The organism is Streptomyces sp. NPDC042102, from assembly GCF_055582305.1.
Window position 1 is genome coordinate 804,565 of sequence record NZ_JBVJDL010000004.1, and the last position, 17,876, is coordinate 822,440.

Annotated in this window: 5 protein-coding genes and 1 pseudogene; 3 read left to right on the forward strand and 3 right to left on the reverse strand. The window is 69.4% G+C overall.

All coding sequences use genetic code 11. The annotated features are described in order from the left end of the window. Positions 1-296 precede the first annotated feature (296 nt). A pseudogene (locus ACZ6KO_RS21680) lies at positions 297-871 on the forward strand (transposase); the annotation flags it as partial. Positions 872-2,073: 1,202 nt separating this feature from the next. Here the strand turns inward: ACZ6KO_RS21680 and ACZ6KO_RS21685 are convergent. Further along, positions 2,074-8,283 carry an RHS repeat-associated core domain-containing protein gene (locus tag ACZ6KO_RS21685; protein ID WP_469305619.1) on the reverse strand — a complete coding sequence of 2,070 codons (6,210 nt, stop codon included), beginning with the start codon at positions 8,281-8,283 and terminating at the stop codon, positions 2,074-2,076. A gap of 606 nt (positions 8,284-8,889) precedes the next feature. On the opposite strand from ACZ6KO_RS21685, the gene ACZ6KO_RS21690 reads away from it, so the two are divergent. After that, on the forward strand, positions 8,890-12,798 hold the full coding sequence (locus ACZ6KO_RS21690) for an FG-GAP-like repeat-containing protein (RefSeq protein ID WP_469305620.1): 3,909 nt from the start codon (positions 8,890-8,892) through the stop codon (positions 12,796-12,798). 261 nt (positions 12,799-13,059) lie between these two features. Beyond that, positions 13,060-15,900: a CHAT domain-containing protein gene (locus tag ACZ6KO_RS21695; RefSeq protein WP_469305621.1), complete on the forward strand. Its 2,841-nt coding sequence runs from the start codon at positions 13,060-13,062 to the stop codon at positions 15,898-15,900. Between the two features lie 41 nt (positions 15,901-15,941). Here ACZ6KO_RS21695 and ACZ6KO_RS21700 read toward each other — a convergent pair whose 3' ends face one another. Further along, positions 15,942-17,459, reverse strand: coding sequence for a hypothetical protein (locus ACZ6KO_RS21700; protein WP_469305726.1), 1,518 nt, complete (start codon positions 17,457-17,459; stop codon positions 15,942-15,944). 201 nt (positions 17,460-17,660) lie between these two features. After that, positions 17,661-17,855 (reverse strand): hypothetical protein, encoded by a 195-nt coding sequence (locus ACZ6KO_RS21705; RefSeq protein ID WP_469305622.1) that lies wholly within the window; start codon positions 17,853-17,855, stop codon positions 17,661-17,663. Between the last annotated feature and the right edge of the window lie 21 nt (positions 17,856-17,876).

Genomic DNA, 17,876 nt, shown 5'->3' on the forward strand with positions numbered 1-17,876 from the left:
CATCTTGTGGACCTCCACGGAGAACCCGTCTGCCAGGACGGAGTTCAGGTGGTCCGCATGCGCACCCAGCCATTGGCGAGCGCCAGAGAACTGTGCTGTCAGTTCGACGAGCACGTAATCCTCGGAACCATCCGTCGACCCACCACAGACACAACAACGCAGGCGCTGACTCACCACGCCCGTCCACTCCGGTCCATCCCCGCCCGCTGGTATCGCCTCATCAACATCCACGGGACACATCGTTCCAGACGCCCTGAAACAGCACCCATCCACCTTGACCCAAGGGATAGGGCCCCCGCGGCCGGCGGACGCTGATCCGCACCGATTCCGGCGGCGGCACCCACGAGTTCGTCGCCTGGCTGGCCCAGCGCGGCCGGTGGCTGTCGTACTCGGCCGGCATGACCATCACCGACGCCGTCCACCAGGCCGTACTCAAGGTCCCGGCCTCGGCCTGGACGCCGGCCGTCGAGCCCGGCGGCGGCATCCGAGACGGCGCCTGGGTGGCAGAGATCGACGGCGACTGCCTGAAGGGCTGACCGGAAGGGATGCGGCTGATCGTGCGGAAGGAACAGCCGTACCCCGGCGCCCAGTTGCGGATCACCGACGCCGACGGGCTGCGACTCACCTGCTTTGCCACCAACACAGCAGGCGCTGCGATCGCCGCCGTCGAACTGCGGCACCGCCAGCGGGCACGGGCCGAGGACCGCATCCGGACCGCCCGCGCCACCGGCCTGCGCAACCTGCCCCTGCACGACACCGCCCAGAACCAGATCTGGCTGGAGATCGTCCAGATCGCCCTCGACCTACTGGCCTGGATGCCGATGCTCGCCTGACCGGCCCCGCCCGCCGCTGGGAACCCCGCCGGAACCGTGGAACCCGGCGCCCACCCGACGCGACAGCCGGGGCTTCAAGATGCCCGCAAAAAGTCCAACGAACCGAAGCGGACCGCCGGAGAATCTGACAACCCATCACGAAAGATCGAAGTTGGGGGGCAGGGGCGGGCCTGGGCATGCCCCTGCGCGCCTATAGCGCGACAGGGGAAAGCAGGGCGCAACGGGCCCAATGAGGGGTCACCACTGTCGAGGCATGCGTCAGCAGTCCGCCATCGCGGACAAATGGAAAGAGCGCCGCAGAACGAGCGGTTAATTGACCCTGGGAGATACGTCTTCACCTCGGAACGCAGCGCCGGGCCCCGGAACGGGCACCGACGGAACTACACGAGACCAAGAGGCACCGGCCACCACTGCAACGGAATAACTCATTGCGCTCCGCACCACGCTCGCCTCCCCACCTCAAACATTTTCACAGGATGTGCAGAACGAACATCGCGGAGCTGGCGCCCGAGATCGGTGAGCACTCACGACATCGCGAGTTCAATCTCAATAACACAGTCTCACTGGCTTCACCACCGTTGCCGTCGACGAGCTCGAGAACTTGGTCTGCAACCGGCTCAAACAACTGAGATGCCGACCCGACGCCCTCGACAAATTCTCGCCGGAGCCGGTCTCATCCTCCCACCACCCGCGCCTTTGAGAGGCCGAAATCAGTAACGTCAGCGTAGAAAGCGAGAGGTCTCGACAGAGTTGACTCCGCCGAGACCTCTCAGAATCGAATCAGCCCGCAAAAATAACTTGCGACGCGACTCGACGTCCTCGAATTACACTTTCTCGACCTCTACGTCAATGCCAGATTCTTCGAGCATTTTAGAGAGGGATGAAATTTCAACCACGGTACCTCGCTTACCGGGGTCGCGAAGCTCGGAAGCGCATTTTTTCGCCGAAGGGATATCGAGACCATAAAAGTCTCTGACGAACTTAAGCAAATTCACATTGGAGGAAGATGGGCGGGCTCGGATTGCCCATTCTCCGTGCTGCTCAAGGATAAGCCCCCTAATCCACTCGGGAGTCACATCATCACCTCGCTCGGACTGCGCAAACCCGCAGACTGCACAGGTGTAGTCAGCACCCCACTCCAGCCTACCTGTCACGATTGACTGCCCACCAGTGCAGCGCATCGATGAGCCGCACTTAGGGCACGGGCGCCAAAACTCTACGTCCACGCCGCGTACGATCATCAGTTCCTCCAGCCGCGCATCGTTTCGTACCGTTCGAGAGTGTAGTAGAACTTTTGGGAGAGGCCGGATCCGTCTCGAGGGTGATGGTCCTCAAAAATACCGCGGCTCCACCAGCGTTGATGTATCTCTTCGTGAACTATCGTGTTCCGCAGCTCTGCTCGGTTACGGAACGATTTCGGGCCCACCTGCATCCCGGTTCTGTATTGAGATACACCGTATGTGGTAAATGGGCTCCACTGGCGCGTCCCGGTCAGTCGAAGGTCTGGGAAATCCTCCTTTACTATAGCGTCAAGTGCACGGTTGCGATTCTGTGCGGTCGATCCGGTGATATGACTTAGGTCGGCCGTCCAGGACGAGGTACCATCTGACCGCTTTCCGGCCGTCGGACTGGCATTTGCGCCTCCCTTGCCTCCTCCGCTGACCGGGCCTGTCGCCCCGTTGCTTCTTCCGTGACCCCAGAGTTCGGCTGCGAGACCTGGGATTTTGAAGGCAGCGGTATCGGTGTTAATGCCGTGTTCCAGGAGCCAGTCGTCGAAGTCGCCGCCGTAGTCGCATCCGGGGGCTCCGGCGCCGCCGTTCCAGCAGTCGTCGTCGCCGAACACTGCTCCGAAGAGTGATGCGGTGTGGACGCCGCTGCTTATTGCTCCGTAGAACGCTTCTGCGACCCATGTGGAGTTGCTTGTGTCCGGCTTTGGCTTCGGCTTTGGCTTCGGTGTCGGCTTGCCCGGGTATTTGACGCCTCCGCCGCTGGCGCCTTCGCTGTGGCAGAAAAGTCGGCAGCCGCTGCTGAGCGTGCCTCGTTTGGCGCTGTACCGGGTTGCGGTGTCTACGACCTTTTCGGGGGCGGATTCGAAGCCGGGGTCGTCGTTGCCGCCTTCGAAATACCTGAGACCGTCGGGGTCGGAGTACGTGAGGGGGTTGTTGGCTGAGTAGGTGTAGCCGTGGAGTTGCTGGGAGTCGTTGAGGTCCATGATCGGGTCGACTGAGATGAATCGGCCGATCAGGGGGTCGTATTCGCGGGCTCCGATGTGGGTGAGGCCGCTGTCGTTGTCCTTGGTGCCTCCGACAAAGGTCTTCTCGCCGGTCCACGTGATTGGTTGGGTGCCGCGGGCTTCGCCGAACAGGCCCGTCTTGCGGCGGGTGACGGTCTGGGCGGTGTCGGCGGTGATCTGGGTGGTGCCGGTGCTGTGGTGGTCGGCGAGGGTGAAGGTGAGCTTGCCGTTCGTGCGGACCGCGACGTCGCCGTAGTAGCGGGTGCCGGTGACCCTGCCCGTCTTGTCGAGCTTGAGTTCGTTCCCGCCCGGCAGGTAGAGGGTGGTGCTGTCCTTCTCCTTACGCAGGAGCCGGCTACCCGATGTGTCGTAGACGAACGTGTTCGTCGTCGTGCCCTGGATCAGGGACTTCAGACGGCCCTCCACGTCCCAGTCGAGGTATTGGGTTTCGCCGGTGCCGCTCTTGCGGGTCTTGGTGTTGCCCGCCGCGTCGTAGGTGAACGTTTCCTCGTGCGGGTCGATGCCCGTCTGGGTGACCTTGGGCAGGTCGTGCTTGCCCGGGGTCGGGGGCGCGTAGGTGCGGACGATGTCCGCGGTCGGGCCGGAGGCGGACTGGTGCTTGGTTTCGGTCTTGCGGTTCCCGATGGCGTCGTAGGTGTACGTGGTCCAGTACGGGTCCTCACCACCGATGACGGACGCTGACGGCGTGGCCGCGCACGTCTCGCCCTTGTTGGTCCAGGCCTCCGTGATCCGGCGCAGGGCGTCGAGGTTGACGCACTGGGTGTCGGTCGTGCGGGCCGCGTCCTGGCCGTACGCGGTGGCGATCGCGGTCAGGTTGCCGACCGGGTCGTTGGTGTACTTGGTGTCCTCGAGCCGCTGCGGGGCGACATCGCGGTCGGTGACGGCACGGGTGAGGGTACCGGTGTGCTCGTCGTACTCCATCGTCCGGTACAGGCGCTGGCCGGACGCGCCGAGTTCCTGACGGACGGTACGGCCGTAGTGGTCGTAGGCCATCGCCGAGACGAGTCGGCTGTTGCCGGCGCCCATGCTGTTGAGCAGACCGGAGACCTGCTTGTAGGTGCTGCCGACCGTTTCGGCGGGGAGACCACCCATGGCCGGCTGCTTGGTCGTCAGGGGCTGGCCGGCGATGTTGTAGGTGTTCGTCCACTTGTAGGTGCCGGCCAGGGCGCCGGTGTCCGGGGTGGACGGGATGGTGACCTGGGTGTCGAGCGGCTGGTAGAGGTCGTTGTAGGCAAGGACCTCCGTGGTGTACGCCGCGCCGTCGACGTAGCGCGTCGACTTGGCCGGCTGGCCCTTGGCCACGGTGTCGTAGACGGTCGCGGTCAGGGTCGTGGCGCCCTGCTTGGTGGCGACAGGGCGACCAAGGTCGTCGTAGTCCGTGTGCAGGGTGATGCCGCGCACGTCGGTGACGTCCGTGACGCGGTCGCCCGCGTCGTAGGTGGTCTTGAGTACGCCCTTGTCCGGGTCGTTCGCCTCGGTCTTGCGGCCGCGGACGTCGTAGGCGTACGTCCACTTGGCGTTGACCGGGTCGGTGACCTGAGACAGTCGGCCGAGCCTGTCGTAGGTGTAGAAGGTCGACTGTGAGGCGGTGCGGGCCGGGTCGGTGTACTGCCTGGCCTCGACCGTGCGCCCGAGGGCGTCGACGACCGTGGTCGTCACGGTGCCGCCCTGGGGCGGGACGACCGTGGTGGTGTCACCGGTGTAGCTGGTCGTGGTGCGCTTGGTCTCGACGCCCTTGTTCTTGGCGATCACCGCGGTGGGCCGGCCCGCGCCGTCGAAGAGGGTGTCGGTGGAGGCCGGGTAGTTGAGCTCCTGCCCCATGACCAGGTCGGGCGAGGGCGCGCCGTCGGCGTAGTAGGTGCCCGACGAGCGCCAGGCCAGGCCGCGGCTGTCGTAGAAGGTCTCCGTGATCAGACGGCCGGCCAGGTCGGGCGACTGGGTCTGCGTCTGGCGCTGGCGCAGCAGTCCGTCCTGGATGGAGTGGACGACCGCGTACTTGCGGTCGTGGGTCAGCGTCTTGGACGTGACGACGTTGGGGCCGCTGTTGCGGACGGTGTACTCGAAGGCGCGGCTGGGGAGCTCCGGGTAGGTCTCGGCCGCCCAGTTCGGGACCCAGACCTTCGTGGTCCGGCCCAGCGCGTCGTACGCCGTGGTGGTGACCTTGCCGTTGGGGTCGGTGACCTTGGTGGCCTGGCCGCGCAGCGGGTCGATCTGGCTGGTGACGGTGTGGCCCATCGGGTTCTTCGCCGTCATCGCCGTCGCGGCTTCGCCGGTGGCCGGCGTGTACGCGGTGGTGGTCACCTTTCCGTAGGCGTCGGCGGCCACCAGGGCCCGGCCGTACATGTCGTAGCAGAGCTGGTTGCCCGCCGCGCCGCAGGTGGACGGGATGCTGGAGGCGGTGTCGTAGCCGTCGCCCTTGCCGTTGATCTTCTCGGTCTTCGTCACCAACCCCGTGCCGGATACGGTGCCGAGCGCGCCGTTGTCGAAGTAGGTACGGGTGTCGTCGATGACCTCGGCCGGACCGCTGCCGGGGGTTTCGCACGGCAGGGCGAGGGTCTCGACGCGGCTGGTCCGGTTCAGGATCCACGTGGCGGTGTTGCGCGCGTAGGTGGTCCTGGTGCAGGACTCGTCGCCGGTCTTCGCGGTGTCGCCGGTGGCCGACTGCCAGTCGACCATGCCGTAGTCGTCGAAGTGACGGCTGGCCTCGGTCGTGCGGGTGCCACCGGTGACGGTGGTACGGGTCGACTCCTTCTCGACGTTCGTCTTGTAGGAGACGAGGTCGGGCAGACCGGGACGCACCCGCTTGGCCACCAGACCCGAACGCCACGGGGTGCTGGACGTCGCGCTCACGAGCTTGTTCGTGTCGTCGCCGTCGTAGGTGGCCTTCTCGCGGACCATGCCGGCGAACTCGGGCCGGTCGGTGACCGCGGCTCCCGTGCCGTCCTTGACCTCCTTGCCGTCGAGGCCGCGGAAGTAGCGGGTCTCGGACAGCGTGCGGGGGTCGCCTGCGTCGCCGGTGCGGGTCTGGACGAGTCCGTAGCCGCGGGAGACGGAGTGGACGCGGTCCTCGGCCTTGGTGAACTCGCTGGTGTCCTTGTCCCAGGCCGCTCCGCCAAGGTAGGTGTACGAGGTCACCTCGTCGGGGGTCGAGGCGAGGTTGTCGCCCTCGAGGATCTGCGTGACGACGTACGTGTTGAACCAGTCGACCTTCGCCGTCTCACCCTCCCACGCCCACTTGACCGGGTAGCAGCGGGTGGTGTTCGTCGCGTCCGCGGCCGGGAGGCCGGTGGGGGTGCAGTCCTGCGGCGAGTAGATGACTCCGATCGTGCCGCCGGTCTCGGTGGTGACACCGGACATCCGCAGGCGGACGTAGGGGGCCAGGCCGTCGCCGGTCTTGTCCACGCGGTTGGGCTTCTGCTCACCCGTGAAGGTGACGGGATCGAGGGTGACGTCCGCCGCCGGGCCCGCCTTGGCGGTGCGGGTGATGGACTTCAGCCACATCGGGGTGGAGACGCCGTCGCCCGAGGGCGGGAAGTTCTGGTCCAGGGACCACGAGTCGACGTCCTGGTAGGCGCCGCCGGTGAGGAGCTTGGTGTGGATGGCGGTGAGGCGCATCCGTGACCAGAACGTCGGGGAGTACTGGCCCTTGCACTCGGTGGAGCCGTCCTTGCAGAACAGGTCGTACGGGGAGTCCGGCCAGTTCTTGGCGTTGGCCTCGTCGAAGGTGCCGCAGTTCGTGAGGCAGCGCTCGCTGACGTCGAGCTTGACCTGGGCCATGGGCTTGCCGGTGTAGACGGCGTCCGAGCGCAGGCCGTAGTCGATGCGGTCGAGCCAGCCGCCGCGGATGTACTGGGTGACCGTGGCCTTGCCGGTGGTCTCCGAGACGTTGCGGCCGTAGTTGTTGGTCTCGGTCTTCCAGTAGTACGCCATCGCGTCGCCGCTCGGGGTGACGACGTAGTCGAGCTGCCAGCGCCAGGCCTGCTGGCACCAGGCGGCGGCGAAGGAGGCGTTGTAGCAGGGCTCGCCCGCCTGGTTGCCGAAGACCGGTGCGGTCCAGGCCGAGTTCGTCGTCGGCGTGGACGCGTCCTTCCAGCCCGGCAGCCGGTTCAGACCGAAGAAGTACTGCGTACCGTCGGTCGTCGTGATCTTCCAGTGCTCGCCGTCGTTGTCGCCGTTGACGGCGCCGGTGAGCTTCTCGACCTTCTCGCCCGAGTCCGAGGCCGGGTGCCAGCCCTTGCCCTGCTCGTAGACGAGCTCGGTGGACTTGCCGCCCAGCGACAGCGTGGCGTTGTCGTTGAACCAGCACTGGTCGCCGACCTTGGTGGTGTTGGTGCCACCGGTCTTGTCCTCGTTGCAGCGCTTGTACCGGCGCTCGATGAAGCCGGGCTCCCAGGACCAGCCGTCGCCGATCCACGAGCCCTGGCTGTTGGACTGGCCCGTGCGGCCGTCGACGGACTGGGAGCTGTAGCCGAGGGAAATCTGCGGGGCGAGCCCACCGGGCACCGACGGCGCCGAGACCGGGTACGACCAGGAGAAGCCCCCAGTCGAACCGCCCGCACTCCACGAACCCGAGGACTGCAGCGAGGTCGCCTTGTAGTCACCCGTGGGACCCGCGTCGCCGGCCGTGGCGGCCAGGACGGTCGCGCCGGACGAAGGCGCGGCTGCCGCCTTCGCCGCCGGTGCGCCAGCGGACTTGGCCGCAGGAGCGGATGCCGTACCCGACGCCGTCACCTGGGCCGAGAGCTTGCCCGTACGCGTGTCGTTGTGCGTCTGCAGAGGCTTCTGCGCACGGCACTCCGCGCGATCGGGGGTCGTCAGCGCGCACGCCGGAAGCTCCACCAGGCGCAGCCGGGAGGCGTAGTCACCGCCGTAGGCGCCCCGGAAGGAGTTGTAGTCCACCTCGACTGTCGCCGATGCGGACTGTATGCCGCCGTCCGAGCGGCCCACCGACAGCACCACGCCATCGACGCCGGCCTTGCGCGCCGCGTCCTTGCCGGCGACGGAGACCTTGACCTTCGACGGCGCTTCGGCCGCCTTGCCCGGGGCGGCGTAGACCGCGACCGGGAGCTTGCCGGCCTGCTGCGAGCGCGAGCCGACGACGGGCCCCTGCGCGGGACCCGACAGGAAGGACTTGGAGACCGGCCCCGAGCCCGCCGTCAGGTCCACATCCGCCGAGCCGACCGTCGGCCAGGCCACGCTCGGCGCCTTCCACGCGGTCGCACTCGCGTCGTCGCTCTTCTGCGCTCCGCCCGCGCGGACGGGCTGAACCGGTACCGCCCTCGGTTGCTTGAGCTCCGGCAGCGAAGGCTTGGATTTGCTGTCTGCTACGGCAACCGCGCTCGGGAGCATTCCTGAGAGGACCGCCGCGGCCAATGCCACGGAAAGCCCTCTCATTCGAAATGTTCTCACACCCCACCCCATGCTTCTAGAAGATTTACCGGCGCAGGCTAACAGCCTCAATTCCTCAGACACGACACCTGTCGACGCTTCTAATTCATCACCGCTCAGCTCTAATTGACGCGAAGCGGATTCTTCGGGGTCAATCAGACACCCGGACGACATGGCCAAAAATCGCAGGTGGGGTGGGCTACCCGGCACACGGAACACAGGTAGAGTCGCCGCGAATATCAGACAGATGGAGTGTGCGTGAGAAGAAAAGGGGCCCTGCCCGGCATGCCGGGCGGGCGGGTGATTTCACGAATAGTCACGCTGGCTGTGGCAAGCGGAATTACTGCTACCGGATTGGCTGTAATTCATCCGTCCGCGACTGCGGCTGCCGCCGACCCTGTAGCCGACGGTTCGATGAGTGCAGAAGACTTCGCGCTCGCCAAGGCGAAAGAAACCGGCCAGCCTTACGAGCTGACGTCCGCGCGGACCGAGACCTCGGACACCTGGGCGCTGCCGACGGGCAAGTGGTCGGTCAAGCGGCACGGGACGACCGTGCGCGTCCGGCGCGCCGGGGGCTGGGTGGCCACCGACCCGTCGCTGCAGTTCGCGGCCGACGGGAAGGTGCAGCCGAAGGCGTCGGCCGTCGCGATCACCTTCTCGGGCGGGGGCACCGGTCCGCTGCTGACCGGGGTGAAGAACGGCCGAACCCTGTCGCTGACCTGGCCGAAGGCACTGCCGAAGCCGACACTCGCCGCGAACGTGGCGACCTACGCCGATGTGCTGCCGGACGTCGACCTGCAACTGAAGGCCGAGGTCGAGGGGTTCTCCCAGCTGCTGGTGGTCAAGACCGCTGCCGCTGCCAAGCATCCCGACCTCACGACACTGAAGTTCAAGCTCGACACGGTGGGCCTGGACGTCACCAAGAACGCGACAACGGGGCTGCTGACCGCGGTCAACCCGGCCGGTGAGGTGGTCTTCACCTCACCGAACCCCGTGATGTGGGACTCCACCACCACCAGGGCAGCGCCCCACACCCTCGCACGTTCGGCAGTGGCCGCCTCGGGCTCGGCGGCCAAGACCACCCCCGCCGAAGTCTTCGTGCCGCCAGCAGGGGCCCAGAACGCCCAGATGCCCACCACCCTCACGGGCGGCACCCTGGAGATCAAGCCCGACCAGGCACTCCTGACCAGGCCCACCACGACGTACCCCGTCTACATCGACCCGTCCGTGGCATGGGGCGAGCGGCAGAACTGGGCGTGGGCCTATCGCACGTGGCCGAACAACTCCTACTGGAACACCAAGGAGGACGTGCGGGTCGGCTACGAAGACGACACGAACGGACTCTCCCGCACCTTCTTCCAGCTCGACACCTCCGCCGTCAGGGGCGCCCAGATCTCGAAGGCGACGTTCCGCCTCAAGGAGACCTGGTCCTGGTCCTGCGAGCCCAAGCCCGTGGAGCTGTGGACCACCAACCCCATCTCCCCGCAGACCACCTGGAACCAGCAGCCCAACCGGCGCACGTGGCTCGACACCGTCACCGCCGCCAAGGGGCGGCCCGGCTGTGAAGCCGGAAACCTGGAGTTCAACGCCACCGCCGCCGTCCGCGAAGCGGCCTCCAACGGCCGGTCCAACGTGACCATGGGGCTGTACGCGTCCAACGAGAGCGACAAGTACCACTGGAAGCGCTTCGACCCCAAGACCGTCACGCTGGAGATCGAGTACAACAACCCGCCCCACACCCCGGCCGACCCGGGTACGTCGCCCTGGGTCCCCTGCGAGCAGGGCGGCTCGATCGGCAACACCAACGTCGGCCTCTACGCCAGGATCTCCGACCGTGACGCGGGGAACCTGAACACCGAGTTCCAGATCTTCAAGTCCGGCCAGAGCACACCCTCCGTGAGCCAGACCGTCCCTGCCACCAACGGCACGATCGCCACGTGGAGCGTCCCGAACGCATCCCTCCCCGACGGGAGCTACACCTGGCGGGCACGGACGACCGACCAGGAAGGCGCCCAGTCGGGCTGGTCCCCGACGTGCAAGTTCACCGTGGACCGGGCGCGGCCGGCGAACCCGCCGAAGATCGCCTCGACCGTCTTCCCCGACGGCACGAACGGCTGGCCGCAGGTGACCGGCAAAGCCCGCCAGGAAGGCGACTTCACCCTCTCCGCGGGCGGTGACAACGGCGTCGTCTGGTACGGCTACTACACCGACTGGGACCCGGAGGTGAAGAGCACCTCGGTCGCCCCGGGGGCTCCGTTCACCGCGAAGATCACCCCGCCCAGCGCCGGCCCGCACTTCGTCTACGCCTTCACCCAGGACGCCGCCGGCAACCGGTCCGACATCGGCGTGTACCGCTTCTACGCGGCCCGCGCTGCGGCGAAGGACCTTCCCCACGACCTCAACGGGGACGGCCACCGCGACATCTGGAGCAACGACCTCTTCGGCAGCCTCCTGACCTACGCGGGCCAGGGCAACGGCAAACTCTCCGCCATGGTCGCCTCCCCGGAGTCCTTCGCCGGCTCCCAGGTCGCCGACCTCGGTGACTGGAACGACGACGGATACAACGACATGGTCTCCCTGCAGCGGCAGCCCGGCGAGCCGGAGAAGACGCTACGGGTCTGGGAGAACAACGGCCACGGGGCCGTCACCAACCCCGTCGAGAAGACGGTCTCGCAGCCCGCGGAGAACCACTGGTCCAACGCGGAGCAGATCATCACCCCCGGCGACCTCAATGGCGACCAGGTCCCGGACCTCCTCGTCAAGCAGGGCGACAAGCTCTGGGCGTACTACAACACCGTGTACGGCAACCTCGACGACGTCGCGCCCGTACTCGTCGGCGGCACCGACTGGAACAAGTACACCGTCATCGCTCCCGGCGACCTCAACGGCGACAAGGTCCCCGACCTGTGGCTGCGGGACAACGCCACCGGCGACATCCTGAGCACCCACGGGCAGAAGAGCCTGGAGGAAGGCCAGGCGGTCGACCTGGGCACCTGGGGCACCCTGGCCCGCACCAAGATCGGCTCCGGCCTGCCCCAGGCCGGCTATCCGCAGGTCGGCTCGTCCGGCGACCTCAACGGCGACAACGTCACCGACCTGTGGGCCCGTCAGGCCGACAACACCATGGTCGGCTGGCCGGGGAAGGCCAGCACCGACGGCACCACTGTCGGCTCGTTCGCCCCGCGCTTCGAGATCGACGGAGTCCCGGGCGCACGTATCACCGCCGGCACCACCCTGGCCTCCGGTCAGGAGCTCTCCAGCGGCAGCTCCAAGCTGCTGATGAAGTCCGACGGCAACCTCGTGCTGCTCAGCAAGGACGGCAAGCAGCTCTGGGCCACCGGAACCTCCGGGAAACCCGGAGCCACGGCCCGCATGCGGAATGACGGCAGCTTCACCGTCCTGGCGGCCGACGCGAAGACCGTCCTGTGGAGCAGCAAGACCGCTGTTCCAGGTTCCTACGCGGTGCTCCAGCCCCGCGGCGTGCTCGTCCTCTACACACCCTCCGGGCAGAGCCTGTGGACCAGCGGCACCCAGAACCGGCCGGACTTCAACGGCGACGGCTACACCGACATGACGCTGCGCGACTCCAGCGGTGACCTGTGGGTCTATCCCGGCACCGGCGGCAGCGGCAGCGGCAGCGGCAGCGGCACCAGCACGTTCGGCAGCCGGTACTTCGCGGGCAGCGGCTGGTGGCGCGATTCCTGGACGAACCTCTACGTCGCCGACTTCACCAACGACGGGTACACCGACATCGTCGGACGCACCCGTGAGGGCGACCTGTACGTGTACCCGGGCACCGGCCGGACCGGAACCGAAACCACCGGCAATCGCGTTCTGATCGGTACGGGCTGGAACTCCTTCGTTGAGCTCGGCTTCGCCGACGTCGACGGCGACGGCCGTACCGACGTCGTCGGCCGTGACGGCGGCGGCAACATGTGGGCCTACCCCCATAGCGGAGGCACGGGCACGCAGGCCCTGGGCGGCCGTGTCCTCTTGGGCACCGGCTGGTGGCCGGCCGACTGGCCCGCGTTCCGGCTGGCCGACTTCAGCAACGACGGCAAAACCGACATCGTGGGCCACAACGCCAATGGCAAGCTCCTCCTCTACCCGAACACGAGCAGTGGCGGTTCGATGACGTTCGGCGCCCCCAGCGTCTTCGGCGAGGGCTGGTGGCCCGGCGAGTGGAGCTTCCTCGCCACGGACATGAACAACGACGGCACGCCGGAACAAGCCGGCGTCACCCGCACCGGGGACCTCTACAACTTCACCCCCGGCCGCAACCTGATCGGTATCGGCATGAACGGCTACGACGTCATCTTCTGACGTGAGCCGAACACTGAGAGGGGGGTGGGGTCCGTACGGGCCCCACCCCCTTCCGTGGTTCCTCCTTCGTCCGCGCCCGGCTCGCGCACGGCGTGCGGTGCGGGGTGTGTGCCCGGGGTGTGCGACCGAGCGCCCCCTGCGGGTCGTGACGGGCACCGTGCCGTCTGCTGTTCTGGTGTCGGGGGTGGGGCCGGTGGACCGGGTCGATCGGGTGCGCGGGGTGTCGCGGGTCGTGGTGGTCGGTGGCCTCGGCGGCGCGCCGTGAGCCGGCGGGAGGACGCGGACGTCGCCGCCGAGCTGCGGGTCCTGGGCCACCTGCTGGTGGAGGCCGCCCGGCCGGACGGCCGGGCCGCCGCGCAGCGGGTGGTCAAGCGGGCCACGCACGTGCTGGAGCGGCTCGCCCCCGGTGATCCGGCGGTCGTGGACGTGCTGGTCCGGCGTTCGGCGGCGTACCTGCTGGTCTTCCGGTCCGGCGGTGGCGAGGCCGACCTGCACGACGCCGTACGGTCGGCGCGCAACGCACTGCGGGTCGCCGGCCAGGGCGATCCGCGCCGGGCGGAGCTGGTCCTGGGCCTGGCAGGGGTCCTCCGGCAGTGCTACGAGGTGTTCGGTGACCTCGGGGCGCTGGACGAGGCCGTCGTGCTGTGCCGTTCGGTCGAACACCCCGGAGCCCTGCGCCACCTGCTGGCCGAGTGCCTGCGGCTGCGGTACGAACGGACCGGCGCGCCCCGCGACATCGAGGCGGCGCTGCGGGAGCTCAAGGGGCCCGGTGACCCGGTCGCGCAGGCCGATCCGCGGCCGCTGTCGGGCCGTTCCCTCGCCCACCTCGCCCGCTACCGGCGCACCGGCGACGAGCGGGACCTGGCCCGGGCCGTCACCTGGTCCCGGCGGGCGCTGGACGTCTCCTCCCCCGCCCACCCGGACCACGGCGAGACGCTGGCCCGGCTGTCGCTGGCCCTCGAGGCCCGCTACGAGCGCACCCTGGACCCGCGGGACCTCGACGAGGCGGTCGAGCGGGCGGCCGAGGCGGTGGCCGCCGTCCGGGCCGACGACCCGTGGCACGCGCGGTACCTGTACGGCCTGGGGCTGGCGCTGCGCACCCGGTACGACCTCGGCGGCGACCCCGAGGACCTGGACCGCGCGATCGCGGTCGCCCGGCGCGGGCTGGCCCTGCGGATGCGCGGCCCGGCCCGGGTGTCCCTGCTGCACCACCTCAGCGGCTGCCTGCGGCTACGGGCCGCGCACGGCCAGGACGCGCGCGACCTCGCCGAGGCCCAGCGACTGGCGGACCGTGCCGTGGACGCGGCGGGCGACGACACCGACGTCCGGGCGGCGATGCTGGCCGCGGCCGCCGGGACCCTGCTGGCCCGCCGCGCCGACCGTGCCGAGCCCCACCTGCTGCGCGAGGCCGTCGCCCGCTACGAGGAGGCGCGGCGGCTCATCGGCCCGCGCCACCCGGCCCGGGCCGGGATCCTGCTGGACCTCGGAGCGGCCCTGGAACGCGGCCACACGCCCGCGACGGCCGTCTACCGGGAGGCCGCGCGCCTCGCCGACGCCGCGACCTCCGTACGGCTGTGCGCCGCCCGGGCGTGGGGCGAGAGCGCGGTGCGCCAGCGGGACTGGCCGGAGGCGCTGCGGGCGTTCACCACCGCCGTCGAGCTCCTCCCCCGGCTCGCGGGGATCGCCCTGCCGCGCCCGGACCAGCGGGCGCAGCTGGCGGCCCAGTCCGGGCTCGCGGCCACCGCCGCCGCGGTGGCGCTGCACGCCGGCCAGCCGGGCACGGCGGCCGTGCTGCTGGAACAGGGCCGCGCGGTCCTGTTCCAGCAGTACGGCCTGGACGCGTGCGGCGACGTCGCCGAGCTCCGTGAGCGGGACGAGGAGCTGGCCGCGCGGTTCGAGCGGCTGTGCCGGGCGCTGGACCCGGGGCCGCGGCCACCGGCCGGCGATCCGGGCCCGCAGGCCGTCGACGAGGGCCGCCGCCGGTCGGCGGAGTGGGAGGAACTGCTGACCTCGATCAGGGGCCTGCCGGGACTGGCGTCGTTCCTGCGGCCGCTGAGCGTGCCGGAGCTCCAGGCAGCCGCCGTCGACGGGCCCCTCGTCCTGGTCAACGTGAGCCCGCTGCGCAGCGACGCGCTGCTCGTGCGGCGGCCGGGCACGGACATCGAGGTGGTGCCGCTGCCCGACTCCCTCGCCGACGCGGTGGAGCACCACGTGGCGGCGCTGACGGACGAGGCGTCCGCCGCGGTGCGCGGCGAGCGGATCGGGGCCGCGCTCGCCTTCCTCCGGGAGGCCGTGGTGGAGCGGGTCCTGGCCCGGCTGGCCCCCGAGCGGGCGCGGGACGGGGAGCTGCCGGGAAGCAGGGAACTGCCGCGGGTGTGGTGGGTGCCGGGCGGGCCGGCCGCGCTGCTGCCGTTCCACGCGTGCGCCCTGGACCGGGTGGTGTCCTCGTACACGGCGACCGTCCGCGCGCTGCTGCGGGGCCGGGAGGCGGACGGGCCGGTGTCCGGGCGGGCCCTGGCCGTGGGGGTGCCCGTTCCCGAGGAGGAACTGGCGCACGTCGCACGGGAGATCGAACTGGTCCGCGACGGGCTCGGGGGCGGCGTACGGACACTGTGCGGGCCCGTGTACGGACCGGCGGCGACCGCCGAGCGGGTCCGCGCCGAGCTGCCGGGCACCACGCTCGCGCACTTCGCCTGCCCCGCCGAGGGGCGGCTGGCCGATCCGGCGGCGGGCCGGCTACGGCTGCTGGAGGGCGACCTCCCGGTCGGGGAGATCGCCTCGATGCGGCTGCGCGGGGCCCACCTGGCGTACCTGTCGGCCACCGCCACCGCGTATGGCGGCACGCGGCCGGCCGACGAGGGAGTCTCCCTCTGCGCGGCGTTCCAGCTGGCGGGCTTCCGGCACGTCGTCGGCACCCTGTGGCCGGCCGGTGACGAGGCCGCCCCGTGCGCCGCCCCCTGCGCCGCGGCGTCGGTCTACGCCGAGCTGCGCGCCGATCCGCACCGGGTGGCCCGCGCCGTGCACCGGGCGTCGGTGCGGGCGCGGGCCGAGCGTCCCGGCGAGCCGCTGCGGTGGGCGGCGCTGGTCCACACCGGCCCGTGACACACCGGCCCGCACACAGCGCCCCGGAAGCGGGCCCGGCGTCAGTCCCCGTCGCGGACCGCGACGATGCCGTTGAAGACGCCGACGTACGCGGTGCCGTCCGGGCCGAGGGTGATGGGGGCCCAGTTGTTGTCGTACAGCGGGCCGGTGCCGGTCAGCCGGCGCCAGCGGCGCTCGCCGGTGCGGAAGTCGACGGCGGTGAGGTACCAGGCGTCGATACCGAGGGCGTTGGGCTCCTTCTCGTAGAAGTAGAGCAGCCCGTTGCCGGTGGAGAGCTTGGGCACGGTCGACGGGGAGCGGACCGCGCTCTCCCAGACCGTGTCGCAGCCGCTGCCGTCCGGGCGGACGTCGATGCGGGTGGCACCGCCGACGACGCTCCTGCCCAGCAGCAGGGTGGTGGGGTTCTCGTACCCGTAGTTGTTCTCGACCACGAGGCTGTTGCCCCAGCTGATCAGGGAGTTGTCGGTGGTCGAGGCGCCGGGTCGGAACACCGGCACCCTGCACACCAGCCGCCGGTCCTCCGGGATGCCGGCGCCGCGGCGGAAGACCAGGACGTTCATCCGGTCGTCGGCGTTGTCGGTGATCGCCACGTAGCCGTCGCCGAAGAGGTCGGGGGTGGTGCCCGAACCCTGGTTCACGGAGCCGGGTTTGGTGCCGGTGCCCCGGTCGTACGGCTGGCGCCACTGCACCTCGGGGGTGCCGTCGGCGGCGGCGCGGAAGCTGTAGAGGGCGTGGTCGGAGACGATCGAGACACCGTCCTGGGCGACGGAGAAGGAGTTCTGGATCTCCTCGCCCCGCAGCTGGACGGAGCGGATCGCCCCGGTCGCCGGGTCCACGGTGCCGACCCGGCCCTGCCGGGTGACCCACCAGATCCGGCCGTCCCAGTCGGGCATGACGGAGGTGACGGGGTCGCAGGTGCCGCTGGGCCGGAGGTTGGTCCAGCTGACGCAGTCGTGCGGGACCTGCCCCGTCAGGTCCCAGTCGTTCTCGATGGTGAACGTCCAGCTGCCGTCGGGGTTCTGGCTGTGCGCCAGGCGCAGGATGTGCTGGCGGGAGTCGGCGAGGACGGCCCGGTCCTGGTGGTCCAGGTAGAAGTAGGCGCCGCCCGAGGTGTCCTTGAAGATCTTCGAGAAGTCGAGCGAGGTGATCGCCTCGACGGTCGAGGAGCGCTGCGGGAGCTGGTGTTCCGCGAGCGTGTCGAGGGTGCGCGGGTCGAGCAGTTTGACCTTGAAGCCGGAGAAGGTGCCGCAGACGGTGACCAGGCGGCCGCCCGCGTCGAAGGTGGCGGTGGCGCACTCGCCGCCGAGCGCGGCGATCTTCTGGCTGGTGACCTGCGGGTTGCGGCCGAGCGGCCCGGACCAGGGGGTGGTGGCGCTGCCCGCCGCGTCGGCGTGCATGCCGCTGCGGCCGTTGGGCGCGAGGAAGGGGTGCTGCGGCGGCGCCTGTCCGGGCAGCGGGGCGGCGGCCGCCGGACTGCCGTCGTAGTGGGCGACCAGGCGGTGGCCGGGCGCCTTGGGTATCTCCTCGGCTTGCGCCGGGGAGCTCCCGGTCAGCACCATGAGGGCGACGAGGGCCGGGACCACGGCGCAGTTCAGCGTTCTTCGGAACATCCGGACGTCCTCCGTTCCAACTCTTCTGTTGACACTGCGTATGACAGTCGCGCCGCCGCCCGACGCTAGATCGCCGTGCGGGAGGAGTCCATGGCGGCGCCCCATGATTCATGAACGCGCAACAGATCCGGGGAGGAGACGAGGGAAGGATCAGGGCTTGAGGCTGCCGACCACGGTGGCCGTGGCGGTCAGGCCGTCGTGGATCGTCGCGGCCATGCTGCTGCTCGCGAGGTAGAAGCCGAGCAGGACGCACACGAGCGCGTGGGAGAACTTCAGACCGCCGTTGCGCACGAAGATCCACGCGAGGACGAAGAGCAGGACGATCGCGGAGAGGGAAATCACCATCGGAACCTCCTTCTGCCGCGC